The sequence below is a fragment of the Pseudomonas sp. FW305-25 genome (genome assembly GCF_017351415.1).
In the GTDB taxonomy this organism is placed as follows: Bacteria; Pseudomonadota; Gammaproteobacteria; order Pseudomonadales; family Pseudomonadaceae; genus Aquipseudomonas; species Aquipseudomonas chlororaphis.
Genome location: NZ_JACNDE010000036.1, coordinates 1 through 25,837, shown reverse-complemented (window position 1 = coordinate 25,837; position 25,837 = coordinate 1). Strand labels below are relative to the sequence as shown.

The 25,837-nt window shown below is 58.9% G+C and carries 27 protein-coding genes and 4 tRNA genes; 18 read left to right on the top strand and 13 right to left on the bottom strand.

The features are described 5' to 3' along the window. Window positions 1-21: 21 nt before the first annotated feature. The 5 genes from csrA (at window position 22) to mgtE (ending at window position 2,613) form a co-directional block, all read left to right on the top strand. Complete coding sequence (gene csrA / locus J4E58_RS25725; protein WP_002554426.1) at window positions 22-210, top strand: carbon storage regulator CsrA; 189 nt, start codon at window positions 22-24, stop codon at window positions 208-210. Between the two features lie 62 nt (window positions 211-272). After that, a tRNA-Ser gene (locus J4E58_RS25720) sits at window positions 273-363 on the top strand. A 107-nt stretch (window positions 364-470) separates the two neighbouring features. After that, window positions 471-547 (top strand) — tRNA-Arg (locus J4E58_RS25715). A gap of 72 nt (window positions 548-619) precedes the next feature. After that, a tRNA-Arg gene (locus tag J4E58_RS25710) sits at window positions 620-696 on the top strand. A gap of 474 nt (window positions 697-1,170) precedes the next feature. Further along, entirely contained in the window at window positions 1,171-2,613 is a 1,443-nt protein-coding gene (gene mgtE / locus J4E58_RS25705; protein WP_007921578.1) for a magnesium transporter, read from the top strand. Between the two features lie 142 nt (window positions 2,614-2,755). On the opposite strand, the gene J4E58_RS25700 is transcribed toward mgtE, so the two are convergent. Beyond that, window positions 2,756-3,082, bottom strand: a complete 327-nt coding sequence (locus J4E58_RS25700) for an Arc family DNA-binding protein (RefSeq protein ID WP_003178899.1) — start codon at window positions 3,080-3,082, stop codon at window positions 2,756-2,758. Window positions 3,083-3,463: 381 nt separating this feature from the next. Between J4E58_RS25700 and phnN the strand changes: the two genes are divergently transcribed. Continuing rightward, window positions 3,464-4,048, top strand: coding sequence for a phosphonate metabolism protein/1,5-bisphosphokinase (PRPP-forming) PhnN (gene phnN, locus J4E58_RS25695; protein WP_087090424.1), 585 nt, complete (start codon window positions 3,464-3,466; stop codon window positions 4,046-4,048). Here phnN and J4E58_RS25690 read toward each other — a convergent pair. Then, a complete protein-coding gene (locus tag J4E58_RS25690) occupies window positions 4,023-4,202 on the bottom strand; it encodes a PA3371 family protein (protein WP_009045153.1) in 180 nt (59 codons plus the stop codon). The genes phnN and J4E58_RS25690 overlap by 26 nt on opposite strands. A gap of 25 nt (window positions 4,203-4,227) precedes the next feature. After that, window positions 4,228-4,470, bottom strand: coding sequence for a hypothetical protein (locus J4E58_RS25685; protein ID WP_087090461.1), 243 nt, complete (start codon window positions 4,468-4,470; stop codon window positions 4,228-4,230). A gap of 297 nt (window positions 4,471-4,767) precedes the next feature. On the opposite strand from J4E58_RS25685, the gene J4E58_RS25680 reads away from it, so the two are divergent. Both J4E58_RS25680 and J4E58_RS25675 read left to right on the top strand, forming a co-directional pair. Further along, window positions 4,768-4,844, top strand: a tRNA-Arg gene (locus J4E58_RS25680). A gap of 98 nt (window positions 4,845-4,942) precedes the next feature. Then, a complete protein-coding gene (locus J4E58_RS25675; protein ID WP_087090426.1) occupies window positions 4,943-6,121 on the top strand; it encodes a formyltransferase family protein in 1,179 nt (392 codons plus the stop codon). A 19-nt stretch (window positions 6,122-6,140) separates the two neighbouring features. Here the strand turns inward: J4E58_RS25675 and J4E58_RS25670 are convergent, their stop codons facing one another. The 4 genes from J4E58_RS25670 to J4E58_RS25655 all read right to left on the bottom strand — a co-directional run bounded on the left by J4E58_RS25670 (window position 6,141) and on the right by J4E58_RS25655 (window position 10,232). After that, a complete protein-coding gene (locus tag J4E58_RS25670; protein ID WP_087090428.1) occupies window positions 6,141-7,262 on the bottom strand; it encodes a DegT/DnrJ/EryC1/StrS aminotransferase family protein in 1,122 nt (373 codons plus the stop codon). After that, window positions 7,259-7,657 carry an FdtA/QdtA family cupin domain-containing protein gene (locus J4E58_RS25665; RefSeq protein WP_009045148.1) on the bottom strand — a complete coding sequence of 133 codons (399 nt, stop codon included), beginning with the start codon at window positions 7,655-7,657 and terminating at the stop codon, window positions 7,259-7,261. The genes J4E58_RS25670 and J4E58_RS25665 overlap by 4 nt, the downstream gene beginning before the upstream one ends. Beyond that, window positions 7,654-9,222: a glycosyltransferase family 61 protein gene (locus J4E58_RS25660; RefSeq protein ID WP_087090430.1), complete on the bottom strand. Its 1,569-nt coding sequence runs from the start codon at window positions 9,220-9,222 to the stop codon at window positions 7,654-7,656. The genes J4E58_RS25665 and J4E58_RS25660 overlap by 4 nt, the downstream gene beginning before the upstream one ends. 77 nt (window positions 9,223-9,299) lie before the next feature. Further along, window positions 9,300-10,232: a phytanoyl-CoA dioxygenase family protein gene (locus J4E58_RS25655; RefSeq protein WP_053262284.1), complete on the bottom strand. Its 933-nt coding sequence runs from the start codon at window positions 10,230-10,232 to the stop codon at window positions 9,300-9,302. A gap of 386 nt (window positions 10,233-10,618) precedes the next feature. Between J4E58_RS25655 and J4E58_RS25650 the strand changes: the two genes are divergently transcribed. After that, window positions 10,619-12,223 carry a tetratricopeptide repeat-containing response regulator gene (locus tag J4E58_RS25650; RefSeq protein ID WP_007921613.1) on the top strand — a complete coding sequence of 535 codons (1,605 nt, stop codon included), beginning with the start codon at window positions 10,619-10,621 and terminating at the stop codon, window positions 12,221-12,223. Further along, the gene (locus J4E58_RS25645) at window positions 12,220-12,912 is read left to right on the top strand and encodes a sensor histidine kinase KdpD (RefSeq protein ID WP_053262282.1); all 693 of its coding nucleotides are present in this window, start codon (window positions 12,220-12,222) and stop codon (window positions 12,910-12,912) included. The genes J4E58_RS25650 and J4E58_RS25645 overlap by 4 nt, the downstream gene beginning before the upstream one ends. Here the strand turns inward: J4E58_RS25645 and J4E58_RS25640 are convergent. Continuing rightward, the gene (locus J4E58_RS25640) at window positions 12,900-13,829 is read right to left on the bottom strand and encodes a LysR family transcriptional regulator (protein ID WP_219735409.1); all 930 of its coding nucleotides are present in this window, start codon (window positions 13,827-13,829) and stop codon (window positions 12,900-12,902) included. The genes J4E58_RS25645 and J4E58_RS25640 overlap by 13 nt on opposite strands. A 50-nt stretch (window positions 13,830-13,879) precedes the next feature. Continuing rightward, window positions 13,880-14,836 (bottom strand): agmatinase, encoded by a 957-nt coding sequence (gene speB / locus J4E58_RS25635; protein ID WP_087090432.1) that lies wholly within the window; start codon window positions 14,834-14,836, stop codon window positions 13,880-13,882. Between the two features lie 477 nt (window positions 14,837-15,313). On the opposite strand from speB, the gene J4E58_RS25630 reads away from it, so the two are divergent. Both J4E58_RS25630 and J4E58_RS25625 read left to right on the top strand, forming a co-directional pair. Next, entirely contained in the window at window positions 15,314-16,555 is a 1,242-nt protein-coding gene (locus tag J4E58_RS25630) for a glutamine synthetase family protein (RefSeq protein WP_172963069.1), read from the top strand. Window positions 16,556-16,625: 70 nt separating this feature from the next. After that, on the top strand, window positions 16,626-18,008 hold the full coding sequence (locus J4E58_RS25625) for an MFS transporter (protein WP_007921621.1): 1,383 nt from the start codon (window positions 16,626-16,628) through the stop codon (window positions 18,006-18,008). 57 nt (window positions 18,009-18,065) lie between these two features. On the opposite strand, the gene J4E58_RS25620 is transcribed toward J4E58_RS25625, so the two are convergent. The 4 genes from J4E58_RS25620 to flgA form a co-directional block, all read right to left on the bottom strand. Continuing rightward, entirely contained in the window at window positions 18,066-18,812 is a 747-nt protein-coding gene (locus tag J4E58_RS25620) for a flagellar brake protein (RefSeq protein ID WP_087090434.1), read from the bottom strand. A gap of 95 nt (window positions 18,813-18,907) precedes the next feature. Further along, window positions 18,908-19,375: a flagella synthesis protein FlgN gene (locus J4E58_RS25615; protein ID WP_007921623.1), complete on the bottom strand. Its 468-nt coding sequence runs from the start codon at window positions 19,373-19,375 to the stop codon at window positions 18,908-18,910. 50 nt (window positions 19,376-19,425) lie between these two features. Continuing rightward, on the bottom strand, window positions 19,426-19,746 hold the full coding sequence (gene flgM / locus J4E58_RS25610; RefSeq protein ID WP_009045139.1) for a flagellar biosynthesis anti-sigma factor FlgM: 321 nt from the start codon (window positions 19,744-19,746) through the stop codon (window positions 19,426-19,428). Between the two features lie 150 nt (window positions 19,747-19,896). Beyond that, window positions 19,897-20,658: a flagellar basal body P-ring formation chaperone FlgA gene (flgA, locus tag J4E58_RS25605; RefSeq protein ID WP_009050304.1), complete on the bottom strand. Its 762-nt coding sequence runs from the start codon at window positions 20,656-20,658 to the stop codon at window positions 19,897-19,899. Between the two features lie 74 nt (window positions 20,659-20,732). On the opposite strand from flgA, the gene J4E58_RS25600 reads away from it, so the two are divergent. The 6 genes from J4E58_RS25600 (at window position 20,733) to flgE (ending at window position 25,736) form a co-directional block, all read left to right on the top strand. After that, on the top strand, window positions 20,733-21,665 hold the full coding sequence (locus J4E58_RS25600) for a chemotaxis protein CheV (protein WP_007921626.1): 933 nt from the start codon (window positions 20,733-20,735) through the stop codon (window positions 21,663-21,665). 44 nt (window positions 21,666-21,709) lie between these two features. After that, window positions 21,710-22,537, top strand: a complete 828-nt coding sequence (gene cheR / locus J4E58_RS25595; protein WP_007921627.1) for a protein-glutamate O-methyltransferase CheR — start codon at window positions 21,710-21,712, stop codon at window positions 22,535-22,537. Window positions 22,538-22,781: 244 nt separating this feature from the next. After that, window positions 22,782-23,189: a flagellar basal body rod protein FlgB gene (gene flgB, locus J4E58_RS25590; protein ID WP_007921628.1), complete on the top strand. Its 408-nt coding sequence runs from the start codon at window positions 22,782-22,784 to the stop codon at window positions 23,187-23,189. A gap of 3 nt (window positions 23,190-23,192) precedes the next feature. Next, window positions 23,193-23,636, top strand: coding sequence for a flagellar basal body rod protein FlgC (gene flgC, locus J4E58_RS25585; protein ID WP_007921629.1), 444 nt, complete (start codon window positions 23,193-23,195; stop codon window positions 23,634-23,636). Between the two features lie 15 nt (window positions 23,637-23,651). Further along, a complete protein-coding gene (gene flgD / locus J4E58_RS25580) occupies window positions 23,652-24,380 on the top strand; it encodes a flagellar hook assembly protein FlgD (RefSeq protein WP_087090436.1) in 729 nt (242 codons plus the stop codon). Between the two features lie 30 nt (window positions 24,381-24,410). Continuing rightward, window positions 24,411-25,736 carry a flagellar hook protein FlgE gene (gene flgE / locus J4E58_RS25575; RefSeq protein WP_087090438.1) on the top strand — a complete coding sequence of 442 codons (1,326 nt, stop codon included), beginning with the start codon at window positions 24,411-24,413 and terminating at the stop codon, window positions 25,734-25,736. The last annotated feature ends 101 nt before the right edge of the window (window positions 25,737-25,837 follow it).

Sequence of the window (25,837 nt, the reverse complement as noted above, 5' to 3'; positions counted from 1 at the left end):
GAAATGCGTGAGGAGAAAGGTATGCTGATTCTGACTCGTCGGTGCGCAGAAAGCCTGATTATTGGTGATGGCGAAATCACCGTGACCGTGCTTGGCGTCAAAGGAAATCAAGTGCGTATCGGTGTCAACGCCCCTAAAGAGGTAGCGGTGCACCGGGAAGAAATTTACCTGCGGATAAAGAAAGAGAAGGACGAAGAACCAAGCCATTAATTTTTATCGTTTTTTTTGTTTGCAAACGGGGAGAAAGCTGGTTAATATACGCCCCGTGTTGCGGAGAGCTGGCCGAGTGGCCGAAGGCGCTCCCCTGCTAAGGGAGTACACCTCAAAAGGGTGTCGGGGGTTCGAATCCCCCGTTCTCCGCCATTATTTACTTAGTTCGTTGTAATCTGGCTTCTTCTGTAAGTTGTTGAAAATACTAGAAAAAGTGCTTTACAAAAAGATTTAACGGCCTATAATGCGCGGCAACAAATGCACTCGTAGCTCAGCTGGATAGAGTACTCGGCTACGAACCGAGCGGTCACAGGTTCGAATCCTGTCGAGTGCACCATTTAAGGGTTGTTTGCAGTAATGTGAATAACTTGGCTTCAGCCAGTTGTGGCCTGGTCTAAAAACACAAATTGCACTCGTAGCTCAGCTGGATAGAGTACTCGGCTACGAACCGAGCGGTCACAGGTTCGAATCCTGTCGAGTGCACCATATACCAAGAAGCCCGCATTTATTGCGGGCTTTTTGCTTTCTGCCGTTTGGGTTTTCTCCCTTCTTTATTGGTTCCTCTGTTTGAACGTCGCGATCATTCTGGCGTCGTATTCAGCGTGTGCCTGTCCTTTTGATGTGGCCTTTCGAAAGCTCCCGGCAATTGTGAATCGATAACGGGAGCGAGTTCCGGGCGCAGTTTTTTCGTCTGGGGTGTGTTTTCTTTTTCGGACGGTGCGTCGCAGCTTTATAGATTCAGCGCTTCTTCAGCTTTGCGCCGCAAGCGCTTGTTCTTGCCATGATTTTTTAACGTTTAAAGCCGTCAAGCGGTGTATGATTGCGCCCGTCAGCCCCGCCGGGGCTTGTGGAATACCTCCATGGACTTACCCAGTAGTTACTCAGTATCCCGTTTTTACAATCATGAATTGACTGATTGATCCTTCCGGCGTGCTCCTCTGCTGGGAGTGGAGTTCGCCTATGACCGAAGTAGAAGTAAAGAAAACACAAGACAGCCTGCAGGATCGCCTCGCTCAAGTCGTTGAGCTGCTGCAGCGCCAACGGGTGGTCGAAGACCTGACTCATCGTCAGGAAGGTCATCATCAGGATCGGGTCGAGAACCTGGTCCACCGGCAAAACCTTGTCGAGCTGCAACGCAAGCTCGACGATCTGCACTCTGCCGACGTTGCCTACATCCTTGAAGCCTTGCCGCTCGACGAGCGTCTGACTGTCTGGCAGTTGGTCAAGGCCGAGCGTGACGGCGACATCCTGCTCGAAGTATCCGATTCCGTACGTGAAACCCTGATCGCCGACATGGACGATCATGAGCTCCTGGCTGCTGCCAAGGAGATGGACGCCGACGAACTTGCTGACCTGGCTCCCGAGCTGCCGCGAGACGTTGTCCATGAGCTGATGGAAGCGTTGGACGGCCAGCAGCGGGAGCGCGTTCGCTCCGCCTTGTCGTATGACGAGGAGCAGGTCGGTGCGTTGATGGACTTCGAGATGGTGACCATCCGTGAGGATGTCAGCCTTGAAGTGGTTCTGCGTTATCTGCGCCGCCTCAAAGAGTTGCCAGGCCATACCGACAAGTTGTTCGTCGTCGACTATGACGGCGTGCTCAAAGGTGTGCTGCCCATCAAGCGGTTGCTGGTGAATGATCCGGAGAAACAGGTTTCGGAAGTCATGGCCAGCGACCCGGTAAGTTTCCATCCGGACGAAGATGCCTACGACGCTGCGCAGGCATTCGAGCGCTACGACTTGATTTCGGCGCCGGTGGTCGACAAGAACGGCAAATTGATCGGCCGTCTGACCATCGATGAAATGGTCGACCTGATTCGTGAGGAGAGCGAGACCGAAGTCCTCAACATGGCCGGTCTGCGTGAAGAAGAAGATATTTTTGCCTCGGTCTGGCGTTCCCTGCGCAACCGCTGGGCCTGGCTGGCAATCAACCTGATCACCGCATTTGTCGCTTCGCGAGTGATCGGTCTGTTTGAAGGCTCCATCGAAAAGCTGGTGGCCCTGGCGGCCCTGATGCCGATCGTGGCGGGTATTGGCGGCAACTCGGGTAACCAGACCATCACCATGATCGTTCGCGCCATGGCGCTGGACCAGGTCAGCACCGGCAATACCTCGCGTCTGATGCGCAAGGAATTGGCGGTGGCGTTGATCAACGGCCTGGTCTGGGGCGGAGTCATCGGTGTGGTGGCTTACCTGCTCTACGGCAGCTGGTCGTTGGGTGTGGTGATGACGGCGGCCATGACGCTCAACCTGTTGCTGGCGGCGCTGATGGGGGTTCTGATTCCGATGACGCTGGCGCGCCTGGGGCGCGACCCGGCCATGGGAGCCAGCGTCATGATCACGGCCATGACCGACAGTGGCGGCTTCTTTATCTTCCTTGGGCTGGCCACCATCTTCCTGCTTTGATCCCGCATACGGCCCCTCTAATGGGGCTGTATCGTTTTCTCCAGCCCCTTGCCATCCAGGCTTCTGTGTTTGTAGCGTTCGAGCAGCAAATTTCGCGCAAAAAAAAGCCAGCACAAGGCTGGCTCTAGCTTTCGAGGTCGAATCAGGAAGCGTCTGCGGCCATTTCGGCGTCATGGGCGATCAGCGAAACAAGAGCGTTCTGCTGGCGGTGGGAAAGTTGACGGAAACGTTGAAGCAGTTCGCGTTCATGCAAGGAGAGTTCTGGGCTGTCCAGGCGCATGCTCAACTCTTCACCCAAGGCGCCTTCCTGAATAAGACTCTGTTCCAGGCGCGCGATGATTTCGGAGTTCATGCTGCGGTGATGATTGCGAGCCACCTCGGCAATGCGTTCACGCATCCCGTCGGGTAGACGTACGACGAACTTGTCAGCCGTACGGCTGGAATAAATTGCCTGTTTCAATGGGCGCATATATTTAACCGGTTAGTTCAGGGGAGCGGTTCTCGGAATTGGCCGCGGGATGTCAGTTAGGACAAGCGTTGCTGCCAAATGTTCAACCTGAATTGTTAAGAGGCCCGCATCATGCCTCAAAATAGCCAGATCCTTGGCGTCAATTCTGTGACAAATATTGAACTGGGTAAAGGCGTTATGCCAGCACCAATTATCAGAAATGCGGACTGGTTTGAAAAGATTGCCTGGTCCGCCTATCTGCCCGCGTCCTGATGTCCGATGGTAGTGCGCTTGTGCGTCGCCAGACGGGCATGCATGCGGATCCGATCATTGTTTCCTACCTTCTACAGGATAGTGGCAAATTGCCGATTTACTAGGCTGCGAGTGCCATGGAGTCTTCGAATGCCAGGCAGATTGATTTATTTGATGGGGCCTTCCGGATCGGGAAAGGACAGCCTGATCGAGGCTGCGCGCCGTCCTCTGGCGCAACTCGGCTGTGATGTGGTGCGGCGGGTGATCACCCGTTCCGCGGAATCCGTGGGGGAAGCGGCCCATGGGGTAAGTGCTGACGAGTTCGAGCGTCTTGAGCTGCAGGGCGCCTTTGCCTTGTGCTGGCGGGCCAATGGCCTGGCCTACGGAATTCCCGTGCAGATCGACGAATGGCTGGCCAGTGGGCGTCATGTCCTGATCAATGGCTCCAGGGCTCACCTGGATCAGGCTCGCCAGCGTTATCCGGAGCTTTTGGCGATTCTGTTAACGGTGGACATCGACGTGCTGCGGCAAAGACTGATGAACCGCGGTCGCGAAAGTGCGGCGCAGATCGAGGCGAGACTCAAGAGAAGTGCTCTTTTTTCTGCTGAGGGCGGGCCTGTGCTGGGAGAGTCCGTGTTTTTTCTGGACAACTCGAGCGAGCTGTCCGTGACGCTTGAGCGTTTTCTGAAGCTATTGAGGTCGCAGGGGATCAGCGCAATACAGGGTCGAATTTGATTTTACGTCCCAACACCAGCGCCAGCAGGAACAGGCCGGAAAAAACACCACAGGCAACCAGGGGCGCATCACCCAGAGTATTTTCAGTGGTGAAGCAACCCAGTGTGGCACTGAGTATTGCCAGGATGAGAAGGCCTTTGGCAAGTCGGGACATTAACAGGCTCCTGATGGGGTGATATTCAAAATACCCAGCTTTCGGGTCTTGGATTGGCAGGTAGAACAACGGCTTCTGGGGCATCGGCGACCTGTGCCATGCCAGGATTCTCCGATGCGCTGCTCATCACAGCCAATTGCGGGGCCTGGTGTTGCGCGTAGTGGGCCCTGTACTGGGGGCTCTGATCCGCGCGGCCATCAGGCTGAAAGTGGAAGATCACCAGTACGGCGATGGCAATGGTATTCGATAGAAGAAGGGCGCTGTTCATGGGCTTGATCTCCATTGTTCTTTCATAGAGAGGAAGCAGCGCTCATGCCAAGAGTCTAACCTCTAATAAACCCTTTAAAAACAATGATTTGATAGGATTTTTAGACGATGGCGGATTGCATTCTGCAATGATGGCTTTTTGCAGTGATGCAATTTGCACGGCAGCTCTGGCAAGTTGCCTGATGATCAGAGGCCGCCACCGGTTAAAAAGCCCTACTCACAACATGACAAAAGCAGGGCTGACCGTTAACATGCACGCCGTCCTTTGCGCCGCGGCAGTACACGCGGTGGTCAATTTGTCCCAGTAGCTCAATTGGATAGAGCATCCCCCTCCTAAGGGGAAGGTTGGCAGTTCGAACCTGCCCTGGGACACCATCTATTTCCGGGCTTTCAGGCCAAACGTGGTTTTCGTCTTTATTTCCTGGTAACGGCTACGTTTGGTACACGCAGTTCTCGATGCTGTGGAGTCACCCATGATTGTCATTGCTGGAAAAAACAATATTTCGGTATTTGGCCTGGAACGGGCTCTGCGACAATTTTCGCCCGACGAAATTGCCGTGGTCTGCAACCGTAACGATACGGGCGTCGATGGTTGGCAACGTTCGTTGCGGGCGGCCGCGCAAAAGTATGGTGTGCGTGAGATCAGCCTGGAGGCGGCTTATGAAGTAGCGTCCATCGCGTTCATTTCCCTGGAGTTCGACCGGATCGTCGTGCCTGGGCGCTTCTCCATCAGTCGTGTGTTCAACATTCATTTCTCAAGGCTGCCCGAATACAAGGGTATGTTTACCTCGGTCTGGCCGTTGCTGGAGTCCAGGGCCGAGGCGGGCGTGACCCTGCATTTCATTGACCGGGGTATCGATACCGGGGACATCGTCGCGCAACAGGTATTCCCGATCCCATCCTGGTGGACCTGCCGCGATCTCTATTTCGCCTTTAATCAGCATGCCGGCCAGTTGCTGGAGCAGTGGTTTGCCAGGTTGGTCGATGATGGCGTCAGAGCGCAGCCACAGAGTGCGGTGGGATCCAGCTACTTTTCAAAGGACGCCATCGACTATGGGGCGTTGAAGATCGATCCGCTGTCGACGGCCTGGGCGCTACGCAACCAGATCAGGGCGTTCGCCTTTCGTGAATATCAATTCTTGCGCTGGGATGGGAAACCGGTGGTCTCGGCGACGATTCTGCCTGGGCGTTCGCAATTCAAGGCCGGGACCCTGATCAGCACAACTGACGATTATGTCGAGCTCTGCACCATCGACTATGACGTCCGGCTGAATTTTGATCGGTTGCCGGAGATGCTCAAGGCTTGTGAACGAGGCGATCTGGAGGCGGTGGTGGCACTGCAGGCCAATATTGCCGGTTACAACGATGCCAACCCGCAAGGCTGGACGCCGCTGATCGTCGCCAGTTATGCGGGTGCCTATGAGGTGGTTGACTGGCTGTTGCAGCAAGGTGCCGACCCGGAGCGGTCCAACAACAAAGGCACGACGCCCTTGATGTATGCCAAGGATGCCTACCTGGCCGGGCGTTGTCGTAGAACCTTTCCGTTGTTGTTGCGCAAGGGCGCTAGGCTGGAGGCTGCCGACCATTGCGGTCGGGCACTCGCCGACTATGTGACTGACGAGCAGTTTGCTCAGTTGCGAGGTGCTTTCTAGGCACCTCGCAACAGGCGCATCAGTGGGCGGTGAACTGGTTGATGGCGGTGACAATGTGTTGCTGTTGTTCCAGGTCCAATGTCGGGTAGATCGGCAATGACAGGATCGAGTCATGCAGCGGCGCCCGGGATGCCTGGGAGGTCCTGGCCAGATCGCGGTAGGCCCGCTGCTCGGTGATCGCCAGTGGGTAGTGAACCAGGCATTGGATGCCACGCTCGGCCAGATGCGCCTTCAGCTGATCGCGCCATGGGCAGGTAATGACATACAGGTGCCAGACATGGGCGCTCGCAGTCGTCACCGAGGGCAGGGTGATTCCCGGGTGCCGGATGTGTTCGCCGTAGTAGTGGGCGATGCTGCGTCGACGGGCAGTATCGTTGTCCAGATGCGCCAGCTTCACTCCCAGCATCGCGGCCTGGATTTCATCGAGGCGGCTGTTCACCCCCTGATGATCGTGCTGGTATTTGACGCGCGAACCGTAGTTGCCCAGCGCCCGGACCAGGGTTGCCAGCTCGGCGTCGTTGGTAGTGATGGCTCCGCCGTCGCCCAGGGCTCCGAGGTTCTTCCCGGGGTAGAAGCTGAACGCCGCGGCATCGCCCCAGTTGCCGGCCTTGCGCCCGGCCAGCTCGGCGCCATGGGCCTGAGCGGCATCTTCGAGCACCAGCAGGCCATGCTTGTGGGCCAGCGCCATGATCTGCGGCATCGGCGACAGCTGCCCATAAAGATGCACCGGCAGGATCACCCGGGTTTTTTCCGAGATGGCCCGTTCGACGGCTTCGACTTCCAGATTGTGGGTAGTCGGGTCCACATCCACCAGGATCGGCGCCAGATCGTTTTCCAGAATGGCCGAGATGGTGGCGATAAAGGTGTTGCTCTGCACTATCACTTCATCACCGGCCTGCAGCCGGCCTTGCTCTTTCCAGGCGCGCAGGATCAGGGTCAGGGCATCCAGGCCGTTAGCGACGCCGATGGCATGCCGGCTGCCGCAGTAATCGGCGAACGCGGCCTCGAATTGCTCAAGCTCACGCCCCATCAGGTACCAGCCGGAGTCGATCACACGGCTACAAGCGGCTTTGAGCTGATCAGCATATTCGTGATTGATGCCTTTCAAATCCAGAAACGGAATATTCATCATTTGGGTCATTGTCCGACCATGTCCATGAACTGGGCATAGTCTCGAACATAGTCGCCTTCTTCGTAGAGTTGATCGGCCAGGACCATCAGCACACAGTCTGGAGAGAAGTCATACATCTCACGCCAGATAAAGGATTCGATCAGCAGGCCCTGGCAAGGATTGTCCAGGGTGATGTCGATTTTTTCCCGACCGTCGTCCAGCAGGAAACGGCACGAGCCGCGTACGGCGATGGCCACCTGCTTGAGGGTCTTATGGGCGTGGTAGCCGCGGCGAACCCCTTCACCGGTATTGAACATGTAGTACACCCGCTTCACCGGGAAGGGGATGTTTTTCCCTTCTTCCAGGGCGATCAGCGAACCACGGTCATCGCCGTGGGTCTGCAGCGGCAGAATGTGAATCTTCATCGCGTCTCCTCTTCGAGCCGTTTCGACAAATGCTGTTGCAGCCAGTTTTCAACGCTCTTGGCGTCGACCCGATAATTTCGGTAATACAGTTCTCGGGAGTCGGTCGAGCCCACCCGGTAAGCGATGTAGTCCATTTCCACGCCGACGATCGCCGCCAGGTTGGAAAAACACGACAGCTGCCCATATTCCTCGGCCATCCAGCACAGCGCGCGGGCGTTTTTCGAGGCGAAAATCAGATTGGTCCAGGCCGCGCCGGTGGGGCCGACTATGACTTCGGCATTGGCCATGATCGCCACCTGATGGCTGATGTCCTGTTCCTCCATGTACACGCAGGTAAACCCATAGGGTTCCAGCAGCTTGAGGATTTCGGCCTGGTTGTAGTGCCGGAGAAAACCTTTGCGGGCCAGGAATACTCGCTTGGGGAGTTCGCCGGTGGGGATGTCATGGGCCAGGCACAGGGCTTTTTCCCGCAGGAAATTGATCGATTCCGGGCGTGCGAAGCCGCTGCTGGCACTGTTCTGTGCCACGCCTTTGAAGTTCGGGATCATGTTGTTGGGCGCGCTGATCAGCAGCAGGTCGGCCACCTGATAGCTGGTGATGTTGTCCAGGAGTACCAGCGGGCGGTCAACGCCAATCGCCTCGATCAGGGCCTTGATCGAAGGAATGTTCTGGCTGCTCTTGGAGATCAGCAGAGGATAGTCCGCATATTGCGGCGGCAGTTCGGCCACGAATTGCAGTTGCGACAAGACTTCTACCGTCCAGTGGTAATAGTTCTGCTCGTTGCAGCCGCTGATCAGCAGGCCTTTTTCCAGCTCTACAGGTTTGCCGGTCCTGACCAGGGCCAGGCGCTGGCCGTGGTAGAGCAGGTGCGCAGCACTATAGTCGGCCTGCGAGGATTTTGCCGTGGGCACTCGCTCCAGCACCAATTGCCCATTTGGCAGTATCACCGAACGGGACACCGAACAGACCTGTCCATGACGGAAGTGGTAGAGGGCGACCTCGGGTAATTCCAGGGTGATCGCCTGTGTCGATTGATGGACGAACCGTGGGGGCTGGCTGGTGCCCGGTTGGCTCGGGCGAAACACATGGACCTTGTGCTCGGCGCTTTCATCCAGCCAGCGCAAGGCCAGGCGCCGGGTATCCTGGCGTCGAAAAAACAGTCGATACAGCAGGTCGCTGATCAGTCCCGGCTTTCTGCACAGTCGTTCATAGCCCAGTTGCTCGAGGCGTTTGCCAATACGCTGGAACCATGGGAGCTGCGAGCTGATCTGCGCGCCATGGAACACTTCGACTTTTTGCTCGTTGATGGCCAGTTTCTCAGTGAGCTGCGGATGGATCTCGCGGTAGTAATCACTGGCGATGATGATCTTGTCGAAAGCCAGCGAACTCAATTGTTGAGGGGCGTGAATCAACTTGCCGAACAGGCGCTGGCCCTGCTTCTGCTGGTTGTTATCGACGAAGCCGATCACCCGGTAGCGGCGGCGGTTGTACTTGTAGAAATTGATGCCGCCGGCGCCGGTGCCGAATATCAGCACCCGCGCTTTTTGTCCAAACCCTGTCGACACATTGACCTCGTCTTACTGGTGCAGCCGCTGGTAAATCGTCACCCGAGCGGTTCGCCCGTTCGTTTCAAACGGTGATGCTAGCCATTGTTATTGATGATGTTGCCCTTGATCTGGGCGATACCCTTGGCGTTCAGGTCGCGTCGGGTCCTTACCGGTTGCAACTCACCCTGGATCGCACCGTTGATGGTGTCGATCGCGGTCTTGCCGGTATTGCCTCGGGACTTGCCCAGCAGATAACGCAGCGACAGGCGGAACTGCTCCGACTCGTTGGCCACCGGCCGTGTGCCATGCAAGGTGCAGTTATGCCAGAGCCCGACGTAACCCGGCCCGCCGGTCAGCCGGTAATCCTGGCAGGGCATCTGCTGTCCATGATCGTCGGCGTAGGTCCATTGATCGTGCTCCTGATGTTCCAGTCGATGCGGGAACAGCGTGGCGCCAAAGCGGTGAGTGCCGGGCATCAGGTGCAGGGGCGAGTCGTTTTCGGTGACGTCGTGCAGGTAAACATACAGGGTCAGAAAGGTCGAGGGGTCGAGTTCCACCCGGCCCTGGGGCCAATCGATGATGTCCTGGTGGAAGTCGATCCCGCGAAAGTAGGTGATGTCGCGAAAGGGTTTTTTGATATAGGGCCCCAGGTTCGCCACATTCACATCGCGGATCTTTTCCCGCACCCAGTCCGGCAGCCACGAATCCGGTACGCCGCACACCGCTTTCTTGATCACCACCTCATAGTCGGCGCCTAGCACTTCATCGAGGACCGCAGTGAGGCGCGGATCCTGCTCGATGAACTGCAATTGCGACTCGAAGCCATTGAGGAAGTTGAAGGTCTTGTTCGGGTTGGCGTTGAGGTGGTTTTCCTGGGCCAGGTATTCAGCCTCGTCCATGAACAGCCCGGCCCCGAAGGCCCGTGCGGCGATCATTTCGCGGTACAGCGCCTGCGTGCGGTCAGCGTCCAGGATCTCGCCGAAGATATGGGCGCCCTGGTCGATGAGGTTTTGGATACAGGTTTGCATGTTGCGCTCGTTTTGACTGTTGCTGTCTGTCTGCAAGGTATCGGCGTGGCTGGCTTAAAGTTGATGCCGCGCGGCTGATATTCCCGATGGAGTTTGCCGCAACCGGAGCTGGCGGGCGGCGCGAGCAAGGATATCGAATGCTTTTGGCAACTATCTATAAGGGAACGCCAGAATCGGCCGATAACCCCATGGATGTTGTTGCAGGTCAAATGGCGGGGCCATGGACCGAGTGTCCGGCGAGAGCGGGCGGGCGCCATTGTGGCTTGATGTAGAATGCACTGATGGCCTGTGGCCATTGTCGTTGTCCGGGGGCAACAAGGGTGACGACCTTGAGCGTGTCCTGCTGTTGCCGCGGGCTTCATCTTTTTACGGGTCTGGAATCTTCGATGCTGGCGTACCACCAAAAAAGCTTTTTGATCGTCGATGATTTCTCGGATTTCCGCAGTTCTGTCCGGTCCATGCTGCGTGAGCTGGGCGTCAAGGACGTAGACACTGCCGATACAGGCGAGCAGGCGCTGCGCATGTGCGCGCAAAAGCGTTATGACTTCATCCTGCAGGATTACCACCTGGGCGACGGCAAGAAGAATGGTCAGCAGGTGCTCGAAGACCTGATGACCGACAAGCTGATCAGCCATGAAAGCGTGTTTCTCATGGTCACCGCCGAGACCAGCCAGTCAATGGTGCTCAGCGCCCTCGAGCACGAGCCGGACGCCTATCTGACCAAGCCTTTCAACCGCTCCAGTCTGGCTCAGCGGCTGGAGCGGCTGCAGCAGCGCAAGTCGTTGCTCAAGCCGATCCTGCAGGCGCTCGATCGCGGCAAGCCACTCGAGGTGCTCAATGCCTGCATCGCCCTGTGCAAGCAGGATCCGCGTTATGCGCCGTTGTGCCTGCGCTACCGGGCCGATGCCTTGCGTGACATGAATCAGAACGAGGCGCTGGAGCGGTTGTACGAGAGCATCCTGGCGGATCGCCCGTTGCCGTGGGCCTATGTCGGCCTGGGGCGTCTGCTGTTCAAGCGTGGCCAGGTGACCCAGGCCAAGGCCATCTATGAAAAGGCCTTGAAGGCGTTTCCGATGATGCCGGCGCTCTACGATGGCATGGCCGATGTGCTGCTCGCCGAGGGTGATTCCAAGCGCGCCCAGAGTGTGCTGGAGGAGGCGGTGCGCCTGTCGCCGCTGGCCGTGCGCCGGCAAGCGCTGCTGGGCAAGCTGGCGATGACCAACGAAGACTTCGAGACCGCATCCAAGGCCTATCGCCAGGCGGTGTCGCAAGGCGCGCAATCGCGCTTCAAGGATCCGGAAAGCAATCTTGGCCTGGCCCATGCGTTGATCAGCAAGGGCAGCGAGAGGGGCCTGGATACCCGTACGCGCCTGGAAATCAACAGCACCCTGAGTGCGGTGGCCAAGGAAAACCCCAGCGATCCGGGGCTGCAGATTCGCGCGCGCCTGATGAAGGCCACCAGCCTGTTGCTCAACGATGCTGAAACGGCGGAAAAACTCACCGAGCAGGCGATGCTGCGTCTGGACGGGATGGAGCAGTTCATGAGCCCGGAAGCGGCGTTGCTGGTGGCCAAGCAACTGCAGATGCTGGGACAGGCCGATGCCGGTGCATCGATGCTGAAAAACTGTGCGGAAATCTACGGCGACGACCCGAAGGTGATGGAGGGCATTGCCAAGCTCACCGATGACCCGGCGATCCTCAACTCTGCCAACGCGGCGGCGGACATGAACCGTCAAGGCGTGCGCAGCTACAAGGCCGGCGCGTTGGGCGAAGCCCGGGATCTGTTCCGTCGGGCCCTGGCCATGCAACCGAAGAACATCAGTATTGCCCTGAACATGGCGCAGTCGCTATTGCACGGCACCGACATCACCCAGGACACGGCACTGCTGGATGAGTGCCGGACCTGCCTGAAAATGGTCGGCCTGATGCCCGATACCGACGCGCGTTATCCGCGTTATCAGAAGCTGCGAAGCAAGGCGTTTGGCGAATGAATACCCACGAACAGGCTCTCGACTTTTCCACGGTGATCGCCTCTACCGTGCACGACATGAAGAACTCCCTGACCCTGCTCATGCAGGCCCATGCCCAGTGGCTGGCGGCACTGCCGCAGGCGCACCAGGGCACGCCGGAGCAGGGCGTGATGGAGTTCGAGTTTGCCCATCTCAACGGCATGCTGGTGCAACTGCTGGGGCTCTACAAACTGGGGGTCAACCAGTTGCCGGTGCAGCCGGGTTACCACGAACTGGATGACTTCATCGAGGCGCAACTGGTCAGCCATCAGGATGTGTTCGCCAGTCGTGGCATTGCCGCGACCTATGAAGTCGATCCCTTGACCCCCCTGGGGTTCTTCGATCGGGAATTGATCGCCTCGGTGCTGGACAACTGCATCAACAACGCCATTCGTTATGCGCGCCATGCGTTGCTGGTCAGCGTGCACGATGAAGGCGGGCAGACGGTGCTGACGATCAATGACGATGGCGAGGGTTATCCGCAGCCGATGATCGATAACCAGGCCGACTACGTGCAAGGCATCAATCACAGCAGCGGCAGCACCGGCCTGGGGTTGTACTTCGCCGGGCGCATTGCCGCGCTGCATCAGCGCAACGGTGTCTGCGGACGTACCGAGATTCGCAACGGCGGGCCTTTGGGCGGCGGTGTGTTCAGTCTCTACCTGCCCTGAGCCAGCTGCTGTTGCGCTTGCTCCAGGGCCTGTAGAAAGCAGGTCAGGGCGGCTTTCGGCTCCTGGCCCTGACGGGTGATGCAGTGAAAGGTCGAACGATAGGCCAGGCGCTGCGGTAACAGGGCGCGCATTTGGCCCCTGGCCACCCAGTTGGCGGCATAGTGGCTGGGCAGGTAACCCAGATAGCTGTCGGAAAACACCAGGGTGGCAATCGCTTCCATGGTGTAGACGGTGGCGCTCTGCAAAAAATACAGGCCATGGGGGCGTTGGTTTTCAGCCATGTAGCCACGGCCGACATAGGGTGTGTTGCATATTTCTTCCAGGGTCAGGTCAGTGTCGCTGCGTTGAAACAGCGGGTGCCCAGCAGCGCAATAGAGGTTTTGTTCCTCCTCGAACAGCGGCTGGTAGCGCAGCCCGGAGAGCTGGTGGTGGAAGGCTCCGATGGCCAGGTGCAGGCGCTCGTCGAGCACGGCCTGTTCAAGCTCGTCGGGACGCAGTATGTGCAGGCCCAGGCGGACTTCCGGCAGGCGCTGGCGGAACAGGTTGATGGCCAGGGGCAATGGCGCATAGGACAGGCTGAGCATGCTGTCGACATTACCGATCTGCAGATGGTCGCGTGCCGGCCCGCCGAGTTGGTTGGCCTGCTGCCGAAAGCGCTCGATGTCGCGAAACAGCAACTGCGCAGCATCGAACAGTTCCAGGCCTTCCTCGGTCAATTGGAAGCCACTGCTACCACGTCGGCACAGCGAGCAGCCCAGGCGCTCCTCGAGATCGCGTACCACCACGCTCAGGCGCGACAGGCTGGTATTGAGCCTGGCCTGGGCCGCGGTGAAGCCGCCGGCGTCGACTATGGTGCAAAAGACCCGCAGCATGCGCAGGTCGATATCGGATAGGCTGCCCAGCACATTGGCCTCCATCAGGCGCGGCAAGGGGATGGGCAAAGCCTACACCGGTGCGGATCTCCGAGTCAGCGGCGAGAGGCGATGGATTCGGCCAGCAGGCACATCAGCTCGAACATCATGGTCGCCCCTACCAGCGCCGTGGCGCCGCCGACGTCGAAGGGCGGCGACACTTCCACCACATCGGCTCCGATCAGGTTCAGGCCGCGCAGGCCACGGATCAACTGCTGGGCCTCCAGGGTGGTCATACCGCCTATTTCCGGGGTACCGGTGCCGGGGGCGAAGGCCGGATCCAGCACGTCGACATCGAAGCTGACATAGGTCGGGCCGTCACCGACCACGCGTCGGACCTCGGCCAGGGTGGCGGCGACGCCGATCTCGGCAAACTCTTCCATATGGATCACGCGGATGCCGGTCTCGGCAGCGAAGGCCTCGTCATCGGCCGAATAGACCGAGCCACGGATACCGATCTGCACGGTGCGTCGCGGGTCCAGCAGGCCTTCCTCCACGGCACGCCGGAACGGTGTGCCGTGGGTGTAGGGATTGTTGCCGAAATAGCGGTCGTTGGTATCGGAGTGAGCGTCGAAATGCACCATGCCGATTGGCCGCTGGCGGGCGAGGGCGCGAAAGATCGGCAAGGTCACCAGATGGTCGCCGCCAACGGCCAGGGGCACGGCACCGGCTTCGTGCAAGTCGCGGAAAAAGGCTTCTATGCGCGACAGCGAGTCCAGCAGGTCGATGGGGTTGACGGGAGCGTCGCCGTGATCGCCGATGCGCACCAGGTCATAGGGGGCGATACGGCTGACATGGTGCACCTTGCGCATCAGGCTGGAGAGGTTGCGCACTTCTCGCGGGCCATGCCTGGCGCCGGCGCGGTTGGTGGTGCCGCCGTCCCAGGGCACTCCGACCAGGGCGATCTGCACCTGGGCCGGGTCATCAAAGACCGGCAGGCGCATGAAGCTCGGAATCCCGGCGAAGCGTGGCACCAGCGCTGCGTCCACGGGTTGGGGAAAATCATTGGGCATGGTGGAGCTCCTGTGGCGAATGGGAGCGGCATGTGGCTGCTCCCTGGGTAAGCGCTGTCAATGGGTTTCGATGGGCGGCGCGGCGACCGGGTTGGTCAGCAGGGGCCTTACGCATGCCTCACCAGCCGAGCCCGGCCAAGCGAGTTGGCGGGGCGAAAAAATCATAGGGCGGGAGTGGCGGGCCGATAAATCATCAGCTCGGCAAGCTGGCTTGTGTTTTGTGACAAGTTCCTTGAGAGCGTTCCTTGCGAAGGCATGCCGGATGATGGTTGTCTATCCGGGTATTTCGAGTGTCCCTGCTTGATATTCCGAACAGCCGGAGCCTATTTTGTACGGGTCGCCGTTCTCGGCTCGTACAACAACAAGGATTGAGTCATGACAACCGATGGCCGCAGTTCACTCGCTCAGCGATTGACGGGCATTGACGAGATTGAATGTGTCACTCCGGATCTGAACGGCGTGCCACGGGGCAAGGTGATGACCGCCGAGGGTTTCCTCGAAGGGCGGCGTCTGCAGATGGCCCGTGGGGTGCTGTTGCAATGCATCATGGGTGGCTATCCACCCGCGCGTTTTTACGGCAGTGACGACGGCGACCTGGCGCTCACTGCCGACCCGCAACAGATTCATCGCCTACCCTGGAGTTCGCAGCCACGTGCGCTGGCGATTTGCGATGCGGACGAGTTGAGCGGTGAAAGCTCGCGTCTTTCCACCCGGGGCCAGCTCAAAGAGGTCATCGCGCGGTACGCCGCTCGCGGCCTGGCGCCAGTGGTGGCGACCGAGCTGGAGTTCTTCGTGTTTGCACCCAATACCGATCCGACCCAACCCTTCCAGCCGCCCCTTGGCCTGGACGGTCGTCGCGAGGATGGGCATTCGGCGTTCAGCGTCAGTTCCAACAACGGTTTGCGGCCGTTCTTCAGTGAGGTCTATGCCTGCATGGCGGCATTGGGCTTGCCGCGCGATACCTTCATGCATGAAATGGGCGTCAGCCAGTTCGAGATCAATCTGCTGCACGGCGATCCGCTGTTGCTGGCCGATCAGACATTCCTGTTCAAGCACCTGCTCAAGGAAGTGGCGCTCAAGCATGGCCTGACCGTGGTGTGCATGGCCAAGCCGCTGGCGCACACGCCGGGCAGTTCGATGCATATTCACCAGAGCCTGGTGGAGTCGGCCAGCGGCCGTAACGTGTTCAGTGATGAGGCCGGAGAACCGACCGCGATGTTCCGCCACTTCATTGGCGGGCTGCAGGCGGGGATGGCGGATTTCACTGCGCTGTTCGCACCGAACGTCAATTCCTACCAGCGCCTGTGCCATCCTTACGCTTCGCCGAACAATGCCTGCTGGTCCCATGACAATCGGGCGGCAGGCCTGCGTATTCCGGCCAGTTCGCCGGTGGCGCGGCGGGTCGAGAATCGCTTGCCGGGCGCCGATGCCAACCCGTATCTGGCGATCGCCGCGAGCCTGGCGGCAGGTTTGCACGGTATCGAAAACGAGCTGGAACCGACGCCGGCGATTCAGGGTGAGTTTGCCGTGCCGGACAGTTTATCTCTGCCTTGTACCTTGCATGCCGCTCTTGAGCGTCTGAAACGTAGCCAGTTGGCCAAGGAATTGTTCGGCAATGAGTTCGTCGAAGGTTACGTCGCTTCGAAGACCATGGAGTTGACCAGTTTCTTTGATGAAATAACTCCCTGGGAGCGGCGCGTCTTAGCGGCCCAGGCTTAACCGAACCATCGCAGTCGGGCTATCGTCCAGATGGCCCGACACTCAATTCAAGGAGCCGCTCGGAACGCCGATGCGCCAAATCTGGAAATCCTTTCGAGCGCTTTATTTCGCCTCGCTGATGATGTTGATCGGTTCGGGCTTACTCAGTACCTACCTGGCGTTGCGCCTGGCCGCCGATCATGTCGACGGGTTATGGGTGGGGGCCTTGATGGCGGCCAACTATTTCGGTCTGGTGCTGGGCGGGAAAATCGGCCACCGCCTGATTGCCCGGGTCGGCCATATCCGTGCGTACGCCACCTGTGCCGGGATCGTCGGTGCGGCGGTGCTGGGGCATGGCCTGGTGGACTGGTTGCCGGCCTGGCTGGTGCTGCGGATGATCGTCGGCCTGGGCATGATGTGCCAGTACATGGTCATCGAAAGCTGGCTCAACGAGCAGGCCGATGCCAAGCAGCGCGGGCTGGTGTTCAGCGGCTACATGATCGCCTCGTATCTGGGGCTGGTCCTGGGGCAGTTGATTCTGGTCATGCATCCGGCCCTCGGGCTTGAGTTGCTGATGCTGGTGGCCCTGTGTTTTGCCCTGTGCCTGGTACCGGTGGCCATGACCCGGCGTATTCACCCGGCGCCTTTGCATCCGGCGCCCATGGAACCGCGCTTCTTTATCAAGCGCGTTCCGCAGTCGCTGAGCACGGTGCTCGGGTCGGGGCTGATTGTCGGTTCGTTCTATGGTCTGGCACCGCTGTATGCCTCCCAGCAGGGCTTGAGTACCGAGCAGGTCGGCCTGTTCATGGGGAGCTGCATTTTTGCCGGGCTGGTGGTGCAGTGGCCATTGGGATGGCTGTCCGACCGTTATGACCGGGCCCTGCTGATTCGCTGCTTTGCCTGCTTCCTGGCGGTCGTGGCCTTGCCGTTGGCGATTCTGCCCCAGGTGCCACTGGAGGTGCTGTTCGCCCTGGGGTTCCTCTGTTCGCTGGTGCAGTTCTGCCTGTACCCGCTGGCGGTGGCGTTCTCCAACGACCATGTCGAAGGCGATCGGCGGGTTTCGCTGACCGCGATGCTGCTGGTGACCTATGGCGTCGGGGCCAGTGTCGGGCCTTTGGTGGCGGGGGTGCTGATGAAGTTGTTCGGCAGCCAGATGCTCTATGCGTTCTTCAGTTTCTTTGCCCTGGTACTGGTCTGGCGCATCCGGCCGAAAGCCGTGACCAACCTGCATCAGGTCGATGATGCGCCGCTGCATCACGTGGCGATGCCGGACAGCATGTCCAGTTCGCCATTGGTGGCCGCGCTCGATCCGCGGGTCGATGAGCAAGTGGTGCAAGATCAGATGCAACAGACCAGCGCACCGGAAGCCGAGCCTCCGGTCGAGACGCCAGCCACGGATGAGGTTGAGGCTGAGGAGCCGGTAGTGAAGCCGGATGAGCCTGGGCCGGATCAGTTCAGTGGGGCCAGGCCCTAGAAACGCAAAACGGGCAGCCCCGCAAGGGACTGCCCGTTTTTTATCGACGCTCGAATCTCAGAGGTCGTCTTTGTCGAAGCGCCGGGCTTCGCGTTGCAACTGATAGACAAAGCGCTCGACCTGGCGTTGAACCAGGCCGCTCATGTTGTGAAAGCGCACACCGGCGAAAGTCGTGTCGATCTTCTCTTCGTGGTGCAGGTAACGCAGTTCCACTGGCGCAGTCATGCTGCCGAAGGGCAGGGCGGCGATAAAACGCTCGTAGACCTGGCCCAGTTGCAGGCGGCCGGAGATGTCGCCCTCGAAGCGCAGCTTGCAGCCGGTGGCGGAGATATCCAGCAGCTTGCCGGCGATCGGTGCCTTGAGTTTTTCGCCACCCAGTTCGATGTTGACCAGTTGGGCCAGCTTCAGGGCTGCGCGAAAGGCATTGCGGCGCTGGTGATAGACCACTTCGTCTGGCAGGGTGCCGCGGTAGCATCGCCCACCATTGGATTCGTCGATAGTCGGGATGCCATTGCTTTCCCAGGCGATGCGCACGCCTTCGTGAAAGCCTTCGACGCGAAACGGTTCGCCGGCGAGCATGAAGCGTTCGCCATCGCGGGGGATCATTTCGTCCAGGGCAATCATGTTGCTGTCACGATCGACCTCGACCAGATAGCTTTGAAAGCGCTGGCTGCGTTCATGGAAAGTGATGATCAGCGGGTCATGGCTGTCTTGCAGCAAGCGCAGCGTGGAGTTGATTTCCAAGGGGGTGGTCAGCACCTTGGGTGGCTGCGGCGCATCTTCTGCGTTTACGGCATTGAACACGGTTCATCAATCTCCAGACAAAATACGACTACACGCAAGAGCCAGCATTTTGCCAGCATGTTCCGCGACTTGATAGGGCGCGCTCATCTCTGGGGTCAAGCCTGGCTAAGCGGGCGAGGCTTAGCAAGCTTGGCGGTTGAGCCACGGGCATCATAGAGGGCTGGAGGCTCGCCACCGGTGAGGATTTTCAATTGATTGGCGGTGGTGGCCTGTTGAACCTGGATCGAGCGACCGTTGAGTTCGTTCGCCGCCTGGCAATCGGCAAGCATTTGGGTCAGCACGTCACTCTGGGCCAGTAACTGGTCGCCGATCGAGGAGTGGCTGGCCAACTGTTCCAAGCCGGCGCGGCTGGCAGGAAGGTTCAGGCTGGCGAGGAGTTCGCTGCGTTTGCGGCCATGCTGCTCGAGCAAAATGATCAGGGCTTGCTTCTGTGCGAGAATCTCTTCCAGCAGCGGCATGTCGCGACCGTGCAGGGCTAGGGATTCGGTGCGCAGCAATTCCAGCAATTGTTGAGCTGGAGCAAAGTCGTCGGTGATCAGTTGCAGCAAATTAGTGTCGTGCATGTATGGCCTTGGGTTTTAAGCGTCCAAAAAACTGGCGCAGGCCTTATTGGCTAGCGCTGGGCTTCGAAATTAAGCAGTTTGCTGGCTACACGGTTGCTGTCGACTTTATAGCTGCCATCGGCAATCGCTTGCTTCAGCTCGGCCACGCGGGCGTTGTCGACGGCAGGCTGGTCGCGCAGCTTGTCAGTGATCTTCTGCAACTGTTGAGCCTCATTACTGAGGTGTACCGACTCCCCGCTGGTGCTGGCCTGTTCGGCCGGAGCGTTCAGCGGCGCGGATTTGTCGGCGTCGCCGGTTTCCTTGCTGGCGCTGGTGCGCGTGCTGCCGGTGAGTGAGGGAGAGCTGTTTAAACGGCTGAAATCGATGACCATGGTAAAAAAACCTCTGGGTATTTGGACGCTTGACTTGTTTTCGGCAATACGCCGGAAAACTTTAGGCTCAAATATCGATAAGCCCGCACGCGCCGCTGTTGCCCTGCATGGGCCACAGTTTAGGGGGCAACAGTGCACAGCGCCAGTCGTCTACATGGCGACTTCCACCTGTCCCGGCGCGGTGATCCGCGCTTTGATGACCCGTTGTGAATTGAGGTTCTTGACCCGTATCTGCTCGCTCATGCCGCCATTGGACAAGGCTTCGCCAGGCATTTTCACGTTCAGCGTGCCGCTACGGGCAGAGATCACCACCTGATCGCCCTTGCGTACCACTTCCGCCTGTTCCAGGTGAACCAGGGTGACGAGCTGGTCGGCGACCATTGGTCGGACAAGCTTCTGCCCAATGGCCTGGTCCACTGAAGTCAGATAGCCCTGGTTGATCTGGCCGATATCGCGCTCGCGCAGCATCACGTCTTCGGGGCTGATGATGCCGGCGCGCTTGAGTGGCCGCGTGGTGGTCACCACCTCGCGGAACAGCTTGACCTGGGCGGGCACGAATACGGTCCAGGGCGAGGCGCCGTCGCAACGGACGCGAACGGTCACGCGTCCCAGCGGTTGCGCCGGGCTTTCCAGGGTCGCTGTCAATTCCTTGTCGCAGTGCGGCATGCGCAGCCGCGGGTCGAGTTGATTGACTTGGATCTCGTAGCGCCCAGGCGTTTGACTGGTGGCTAAATAGTCTTCTACGGTGAATTCAAGAAACCCCTGAGTGACGCCGATAAGTAGATCAGGCAGGGTTACCGAGTCAGCAACGGCAGGATGGCCAGGGTTTAAAAAAAACAAAGCCGACAGCCCGTACAGCAATCTGCGGTAGTTTGATGTCAGGCGTCGGGAAAATGTCGTTTTGGCGTTCATAACAGTTAAAAAGCAAGCGCCGTGCCGTTTAGCGATGAGCGCGCGTCGGAACTTAAGCTTTGGGGAGTCTGGGCATGGCTGGTGTAATGGATTCGGTGAACCAGCGCACGCAACTGGTAGGGCAGAATCGCCTTGAGCTGTTGTTGTTCCGTCTCGACGGGCAGCAGCTCTATGGGATCAACGTGTTCAAGGTTCGGGAGGTGCTGCAATGCCCCAAACTGACGTTGATGCCCAAATCCAGTCCTGTGGTGTGCGGTGTCGCGAATATTCGAGGGGCGACCATTCCGATCCTGGACCTGGCGATGGCCACCGGTTCAGGCGGGTTGCAGGATCTGAGCAACCCCTTTGTCATCATCACTGAGTACAACACCAAGACCCAGGGGTTTCTGGTGCGGTCGGTCGAGCGCATCGTCAACATGAACTGGGAGGAGATCCATCCGCCACCCAAGGGGACGGGGCGCGATCACTACCTGACAGCGGTGACGCGGGTCGACAATCAGTTGGTGGAAATCATCGACGTCGAGAAGGTGCTGGCCGAGGTCGCGCCGACGCCCGAGACCATTTCGGTCGGCGTGGTGGATGTCGAGACTCAGCACAAGGCTGTTTCACTGCGGGTACTGACGGTCGATGACTCGTCGGTGGCGCGCAAGCAGGTCACGCGTTGCCTGCAGACAGTGGGGGTCGAGGTGGTGGCCTTGAACGACGGCCGACAGGCGCTGGATTACCTGCGCAAGCTGGTCGACGAGGGCAAGAAACCTGAAGAAGAGTTTCTGATGATGATCTCCGACATCGAGATGCCGGAGATGGACGGCTACACCCTCACGGCTGAAATACGCAACGATCCACGCATGCAAAAGCTGCATATCATCCTGCATACTTCGTTGTCAGGTGTATTCAATCAGGCGATGGTGAAGAAGGTCGGTGCCGATGACTTCCTTGCCAAGTTTCGTCCTGATGACCTGGCATCCCGGGTTGTCGACCGGATCAAAGCAGCAGATAACAGCTAGGGATATCCATCCCTGGCGGTCACACGATTTAAGAGGCGGCATCATTGTCTACGGGTAATTTGGATTTCGAACAGTTCCGGGTGTTCCTGGAAAAAGCCTGTGGGATCTTGCTGGGTGAGAACAAGCAATATCTGGTGTCGAGCCGTCTCAACAAACTGATGGAACAGCAAGGCATCAAGTCCCTCGGGGAGCTGGTTCAGCGCATTCAGTCCCAGCCGCGCAGCGGTTTGCGAGAGATGGTGGTCGACGCCATGACCACCAACGAAACCCTGTGGTTTCGCGATACCTATCCATTCGAGGTGTTGAAGAACAAGGTCTTGCCGGAGGCGATCAAGGCCAGCCCCAACCAGCGCTTGCGCATCTGGTCGGCGGCCTGTTCCTCGGGGCAGGAACCCTATTCGTTGTCCATGTCGATCGACGAGTTCGAGAAGACCAACATGGGGCAATTGAAGATGGGGGTGCAGATCGTTGCCACCGACCTGTCCGGGACCATGCTGAACAACTGCAAGACCGGCGAGTACGACAGCCTGGCGATCGGTCGCGGTTTGTCGGCCGATCGCTTGCAGCGCTATTTCGACCCCAAGGGGCCGGGGCGCTGGGTGGTCAAGGCGCCGATCAAGAGCCGGGTCGAGTTCCGCTCGTTCAACCTGCTGGACAGCTATGCCAGCCTGGGCAAATTCGATGTCGTGTTCTGCCGCAATGTGTTGATCTACTTCTCCGCCGAGGTGAAGAAGGACATCCTGATGCGCATTCACAGCACCCTGAAGCCGGGTGGTTACCTGTTTCTCGGGGCTTCCGAGGCGCTCAATGGATTGCCCGACCACTACCAGATGGTTCAGTGCAGCCCTGGGATCATTTACCAGGCGAAGTAAGATTGTCGTTGTTGAAAAAGAGAGGCCTTCGGGCCTCTTTTTTTGTGCCCGCAATTGCGCCAGTGCAGGAGGGGCGGCAATGGCCGCATTGCCGCTTTGCTGACGTTTCGCGGAAATGCCTTGCCGCTTTTCTGGCATTGCCGCTTTGCCGCTGCCGGCAAAGCCTTGATTTACGGGCTTTTAGCACTTGGCACGCGGCTTGCTATATCCCGTTTACGAAAAATCTGGTCGAAGGTTTCCCGACATGAGCATCAGCTTCGATAAAGCGCTCGGCATTCATGAGCAGGCTCTTGGTTTTCGCGCCAAGCGTGCCGAGGTGCTGGCCAACAACATCGCCAACGCCGACACCCCGAACTACAAGGCTCGGGATCTGGACTTCTCTGCCGTGCTCGCCGAGCAGAACGAGAAAGCCAAGAACGGCACCTTTGCCCTGAACATGACCAACAGTCGGCACATCGAAGCTGAAGGCCTGGGCAGCGGTGACGAGTCGCTGCTGTACCGCACACCGATGCAGCCGTCGATCGACCAGAACACCGTGGATGCCCAACTGGAACAGTCGAACTACGCCGAGAACTCGGTGAACTTCCAGGCCAGCTTCACGCTGCTCAACAGCAAATTCAAAGGGCTGGTGTCAGCCCTGCGCGGAGAGTAATCCATGTCCCTCGCCAGTGTTTTCAATATTGCCGGTAGTGGCATGAGTGCCCAGACCACTCGCTTGAACACCGTCGCCAGTAACATCGCCAACGCCGAGACAGTCTCCTCGAGCATCGACCAGACCTACCGTGCGCGCCACCCGGTGTTCGCCACCATGTTCCAGGGCGCGCAAAGCGGCGGCAGCGAGTCGCTGTTCCAGAATCAGGACGCGGCCGGTCAGGGCGTTCAGGTGCTGGGTGTGGTCGAGGACCAGAGCAACCTAGAAGCGCGTTACGAGCCTAACCATCCGGCCGCCGACGCCAAGGGGTATGTCTACTACCCCAACGTCAACGTGGTGGAAGAAATGGCCGACATGATTTCCGCCAGCCGCTCGTTCCAGACCAACGCGGAAATGATGAACACCGCCAAAACCATGATGCAGAAGGTCCTGACCCTCGGTCAGTGATAAGGGGCGACTCAGATGAGTGTTACCGATACCACCAGTAGCCTGACGCTCAAGGAGATCCTTGCGAACTCCTCGAAGAAAACCCCGACCACCAGCAATGACGGCTTGGCCGCGGCCACCAATAGCGTCAAGGGGAAAAATGAGCTGGGCAAGGACGCGTTCCTGAAGTTGCTGGTGACCCAGCTGAAAAACCAGAACCCGCTGGACCCTCAGGACAACAGCGCGTTCGTTGCCCAGTTGGCGCAGTTCTCCACCCTGGAAGGGATCACCACCCTCAATACCTCGGTGAACTCCATCACTGGCAACTACAAGTCGTCCCAGGCCCTGCAGGCTTCGTCCCTGGTGGGGCGTTCGGTGATCGTCCAGACCGGTACCACTCAGGTCGACACCACCAAGAGCATGACCGGTTCGGTGACAGTGCCTACCGGAGTCAGCGGCGTCACCGTGACCATCACCGACAAGGATGGCAAGACGGTCAAGACCCTCGACCTGGGAAGCCAGAAGGCCGGCAGTACCAGCTTTGTCTGGGACGGCACCAAGACCGACGGCACCAAGGCCGATCCGGGCAATTACACCTTCAAGGCCAGCACAAAGATCGATGGCAAGGCGACCGACCTGGTCACCTACCTGCCGGCGACGGTCAACAGCGTCACCATCAGCCAGACCGGCGGTGAGCTGATGTTGAACCTCGCGGGACTGAGCAGCCCCGTGGCGCTCTCCAAAGTTCAAACCATTGGTATCTAGAGCCGACTAACGCGGCACAAGGAGTGGAATATGTCTTTTAATATCGGCCTTAGCGGTCTCTATGCTGCCAACAAGCAACTGGACGTGACCGGCAACAACATCGCCAACGTGGCAACCACCGGCTTCAAATCGTCCCGTGCCGAGTTCGCCGACGTCTACTCGGCCACCAAATTGGGCACCGGTAGCAAGACCATAGGTAATGGCGTGCGCCTGGCCAACGTTTCCCAGCAGTTCGGCCAGGGCGACGTGAACAACACCGGCAACGTACTGGACATGGGTATCCAGGGTTCAGGTTTCTTCGTGCTGAGCGACAACGGCTCGCTGACCTACACCCGCGCCGGTACCTTCAAGACCGACAAGGACGGCTACATCACCAACACCGATGGCACTGCCCGCCTGCAAGGCTATGCGGTCGATGCCAATGGCAAGATCGTCAACGGCGTGCTGACCGACTTGCGTATCGACACCTCGAACCTGTCGCCGAAGGCCACCAGCTCGGTGTCCTCGACCATCAACCTGAACTCCACCGCGCCGGTCATTGACCAGAGCGTGACAGGTTTTGCCTTCGATCCGACCAAGGTGGAAACCTACACCAAGCAGTTCAGCACACCGATCTATGACAGCCAGGGCAACGAGCACAAGCTGGACCAGTACATGGTGAAAACCGGTGCCAACACCTGGAAGACCTACACCCTGGTCGATGGTCGTAACCTCGATGGCTCCGCTCCGACCACCACCGGCGCTACGGCTCCAGTCGCATCGACCATGAATTTCGACTCCGCTGGCAAACTGGTTTCGGTCATCACTCCGCCTGCCACTACACCTAATCCGGGCAACAACCTGACCCTGGCGGGTTGGGTGCCTGGCACTGTGACCAACGGTACGTGGAAGGCCAACGGTGCCAGCGCCAATCCCGGCGGCGTAACCATCTCCATGACCAGCACCACGCAGTTCAACGCCGATACCGCGCGTTCGCTGCCGGTGCAGGACGGCTACGCCACTGGCCAGATCACCAACCTGACCATCGACGGCACCGGTACCCTGTTCGCTAACTTCAGCAACAGCCAGAATAAGGCCATCGGCCAGATATCCCTGGCCAGCTTCACCAATGAACAAGGTTTGCAGCCGGTAGGCGGCACCAGCTGGAGAGAAACCTACGCCTCGGGCGTACCGGGTTACGATGCTCCTGAAACCGGCACCCTGGGTTCGATTGTGTCCAACTCCCTGGAAGAGTCGAACGTCAACCTGACCAACGAGCTGGTGGACCTGATCAAGGCCCAGAGCAACTACCAGGCGAACGCCAAGACCATCTCCACCCAGAGCACCATCATGCAGACCATTATTCAGATGACCTGATAATGGCTGGCTGACAGCGCTCGAAAAAAGCCCCTCACTGCAGGGGCTTTTTTGTGCCCGCAAGATTCATTCACCGCAATCTGCTTCTGTAGGAGCGAAGC

What these genes read in the sequence shown, in the direction of transcription:
- flgA (WP_009050304.1), bottom strand. Translation starts at nt 20,658, where the DNA reads ATGAACGCCAAAACGACATTTTCCCGACGCCTGACATCAAACTACCGC.
- J4E58_RS25600 (WP_007921626.1), top strand. Translation starts at nt 20,733, where the DNA reads ATGGCTGGTGTAATGGATTCGGTGAACCAGCGCACGCAACTGGTAGGG.
- J4E58_RS25690 (WP_009045153.1), bottom strand. Translation starts at nt 4,202, where the DNA reads ATGTCCCGACTTGCCAAAGGCCTTCTCATCCTGGCAATACTCAGTGCC.
- csrA (WP_002554426.1), top strand. Translation starts at nt 22, where the DNA reads ATGCTGATTCTGACTCGTCGGTGCGCAGAAAGCCTGATTATTGGTGAT.
- J4E58_RS25650 (WP_007921613.1), top strand. Translation starts at nt 10,619, where the DNA reads ATGCTGGCGTACCACCAAAAAAGCTTTTTGATCGTCGATGATTTCTCG.
- phnN (WP_087090424.1), top strand. Translation starts at nt 3,464, where the DNA reads ATGCCAGGCAGATTGATTTATTTGATGGGGCCTTCCGGATCGGGAAAG.
- J4E58_RS25670 (WP_087090428.1), bottom strand. Translation starts at nt 7,262, where the DNA reads ATGACCCAAATGATGAATATTCCGTTTCTGGATTTGAAAGGCATCAAT.
- J4E58_RS25645 (WP_053262282.1), top strand. Translation starts at nt 12,220, where the DNA reads ATGAATACCCACGAACAGGCTCTCGACTTTTCCACGGTGATCGCCTCT.
- flgM (WP_009045139.1), bottom strand. Translation starts at nt 19,746, where the DNA reads ATGGTCATCGATTTCAGCCGTTTAAACAGCTCTCCCTCACTCACCGGC.
- J4E58_RS25685 (WP_087090461.1), bottom strand. Translation starts at nt 4,470, where the DNA reads ATGAACAGCGCCCTTCTTCTATCGAATACCATTGCCATCGCCGTACTG.
- J4E58_RS25675 (WP_087090426.1), top strand. Translation starts at nt 4,943, where the DNA reads ATGATTGTCATTGCTGGAAAAAACAATATTTCGGTATTTGGCCTGGAA.
- flgC (WP_007921629.1), top strand. Translation starts at nt 23,193, where the DNA reads ATGTCCCTCGCCAGTGTTTTCAATATTGCCGGTAGTGGCATGAGTGCC.
- J4E58_RS25665 (WP_009045148.1), bottom strand. Translation starts at nt 7,657, where the DNA reads ATGAAGATTCACATTCTGCCGCTGCAGACCCACGGCGATGACCGTGGT.
- flgD (WP_087090436.1), top strand. Translation starts at nt 23,652, where the DNA reads ATGAGTGTTACCGATACCACCAGTAGCCTGACGCTCAAGGAGATCCTT.
- J4E58_RS25625 (WP_007921621.1), top strand. Translation starts at nt 16,626, where the DNA reads ATGCGCCAAATCTGGAAATCCTTTCGAGCGCTTTATTTCGCCTCGCTG.
- flgE (WP_087090438.1), top strand. Translation starts at nt 24,411, where the DNA reads ATGTCTTTTAATATCGGCCTTAGCGGTCTCTATGCTGCCAACAAGCAA.
- J4E58_RS25615 (WP_007921623.1), bottom strand. Translation starts at nt 19,375, where the DNA reads ATGCACGACACTAATTTGCTGCAACTGATCACCGACGACTTTGCTCCA.
- J4E58_RS25640 (WP_219735409.1), bottom strand. Translation starts at nt 13,829, where the DNA reads ATGGAGGCCAATGTGCTGGGCAGCCTATCCGATATCGACCTGCGCATG.
- J4E58_RS25700 (WP_003178899.1), bottom strand. Translation starts at nt 3,082, where the DNA reads ATGCGCCCATTGAAACAGGCAATTTATTCCAGCCGTACGGCTGACAAG.
- mgtE (WP_007921578.1), top strand. Translation starts at nt 1,171, where the DNA reads ATGACCGAAGTAGAAGTAAAGAAAACACAAGACAGCCTGCAGGATCGC.
- J4E58_RS25630 (WP_172963069.1), top strand. Translation starts at nt 15,314, where the DNA reads ATGACCGCCGAGGGTTTCCTCGAAGGGCGGCGTCTGCAGATGGCCCGT.
- speB (WP_087090432.1), bottom strand. Translation starts at nt 14,836, where the DNA reads ATGCCCAATGATTTTCCCCAACCCGTGGACGCAGCGCTGGTGCCACGC.
- flgB (WP_007921628.1), top strand. Translation starts at nt 22,782, where the DNA reads ATGAGCATCAGCTTCGATAAAGCGCTCGGCATTCATGAGCAGGCTCTT.
- J4E58_RS25655 (WP_053262284.1), bottom strand. Translation starts at nt 10,232, where the DNA reads ATGCAAACCTGTATCCAAAACCTCATCGACCAGGGCGCCCATATCTTC.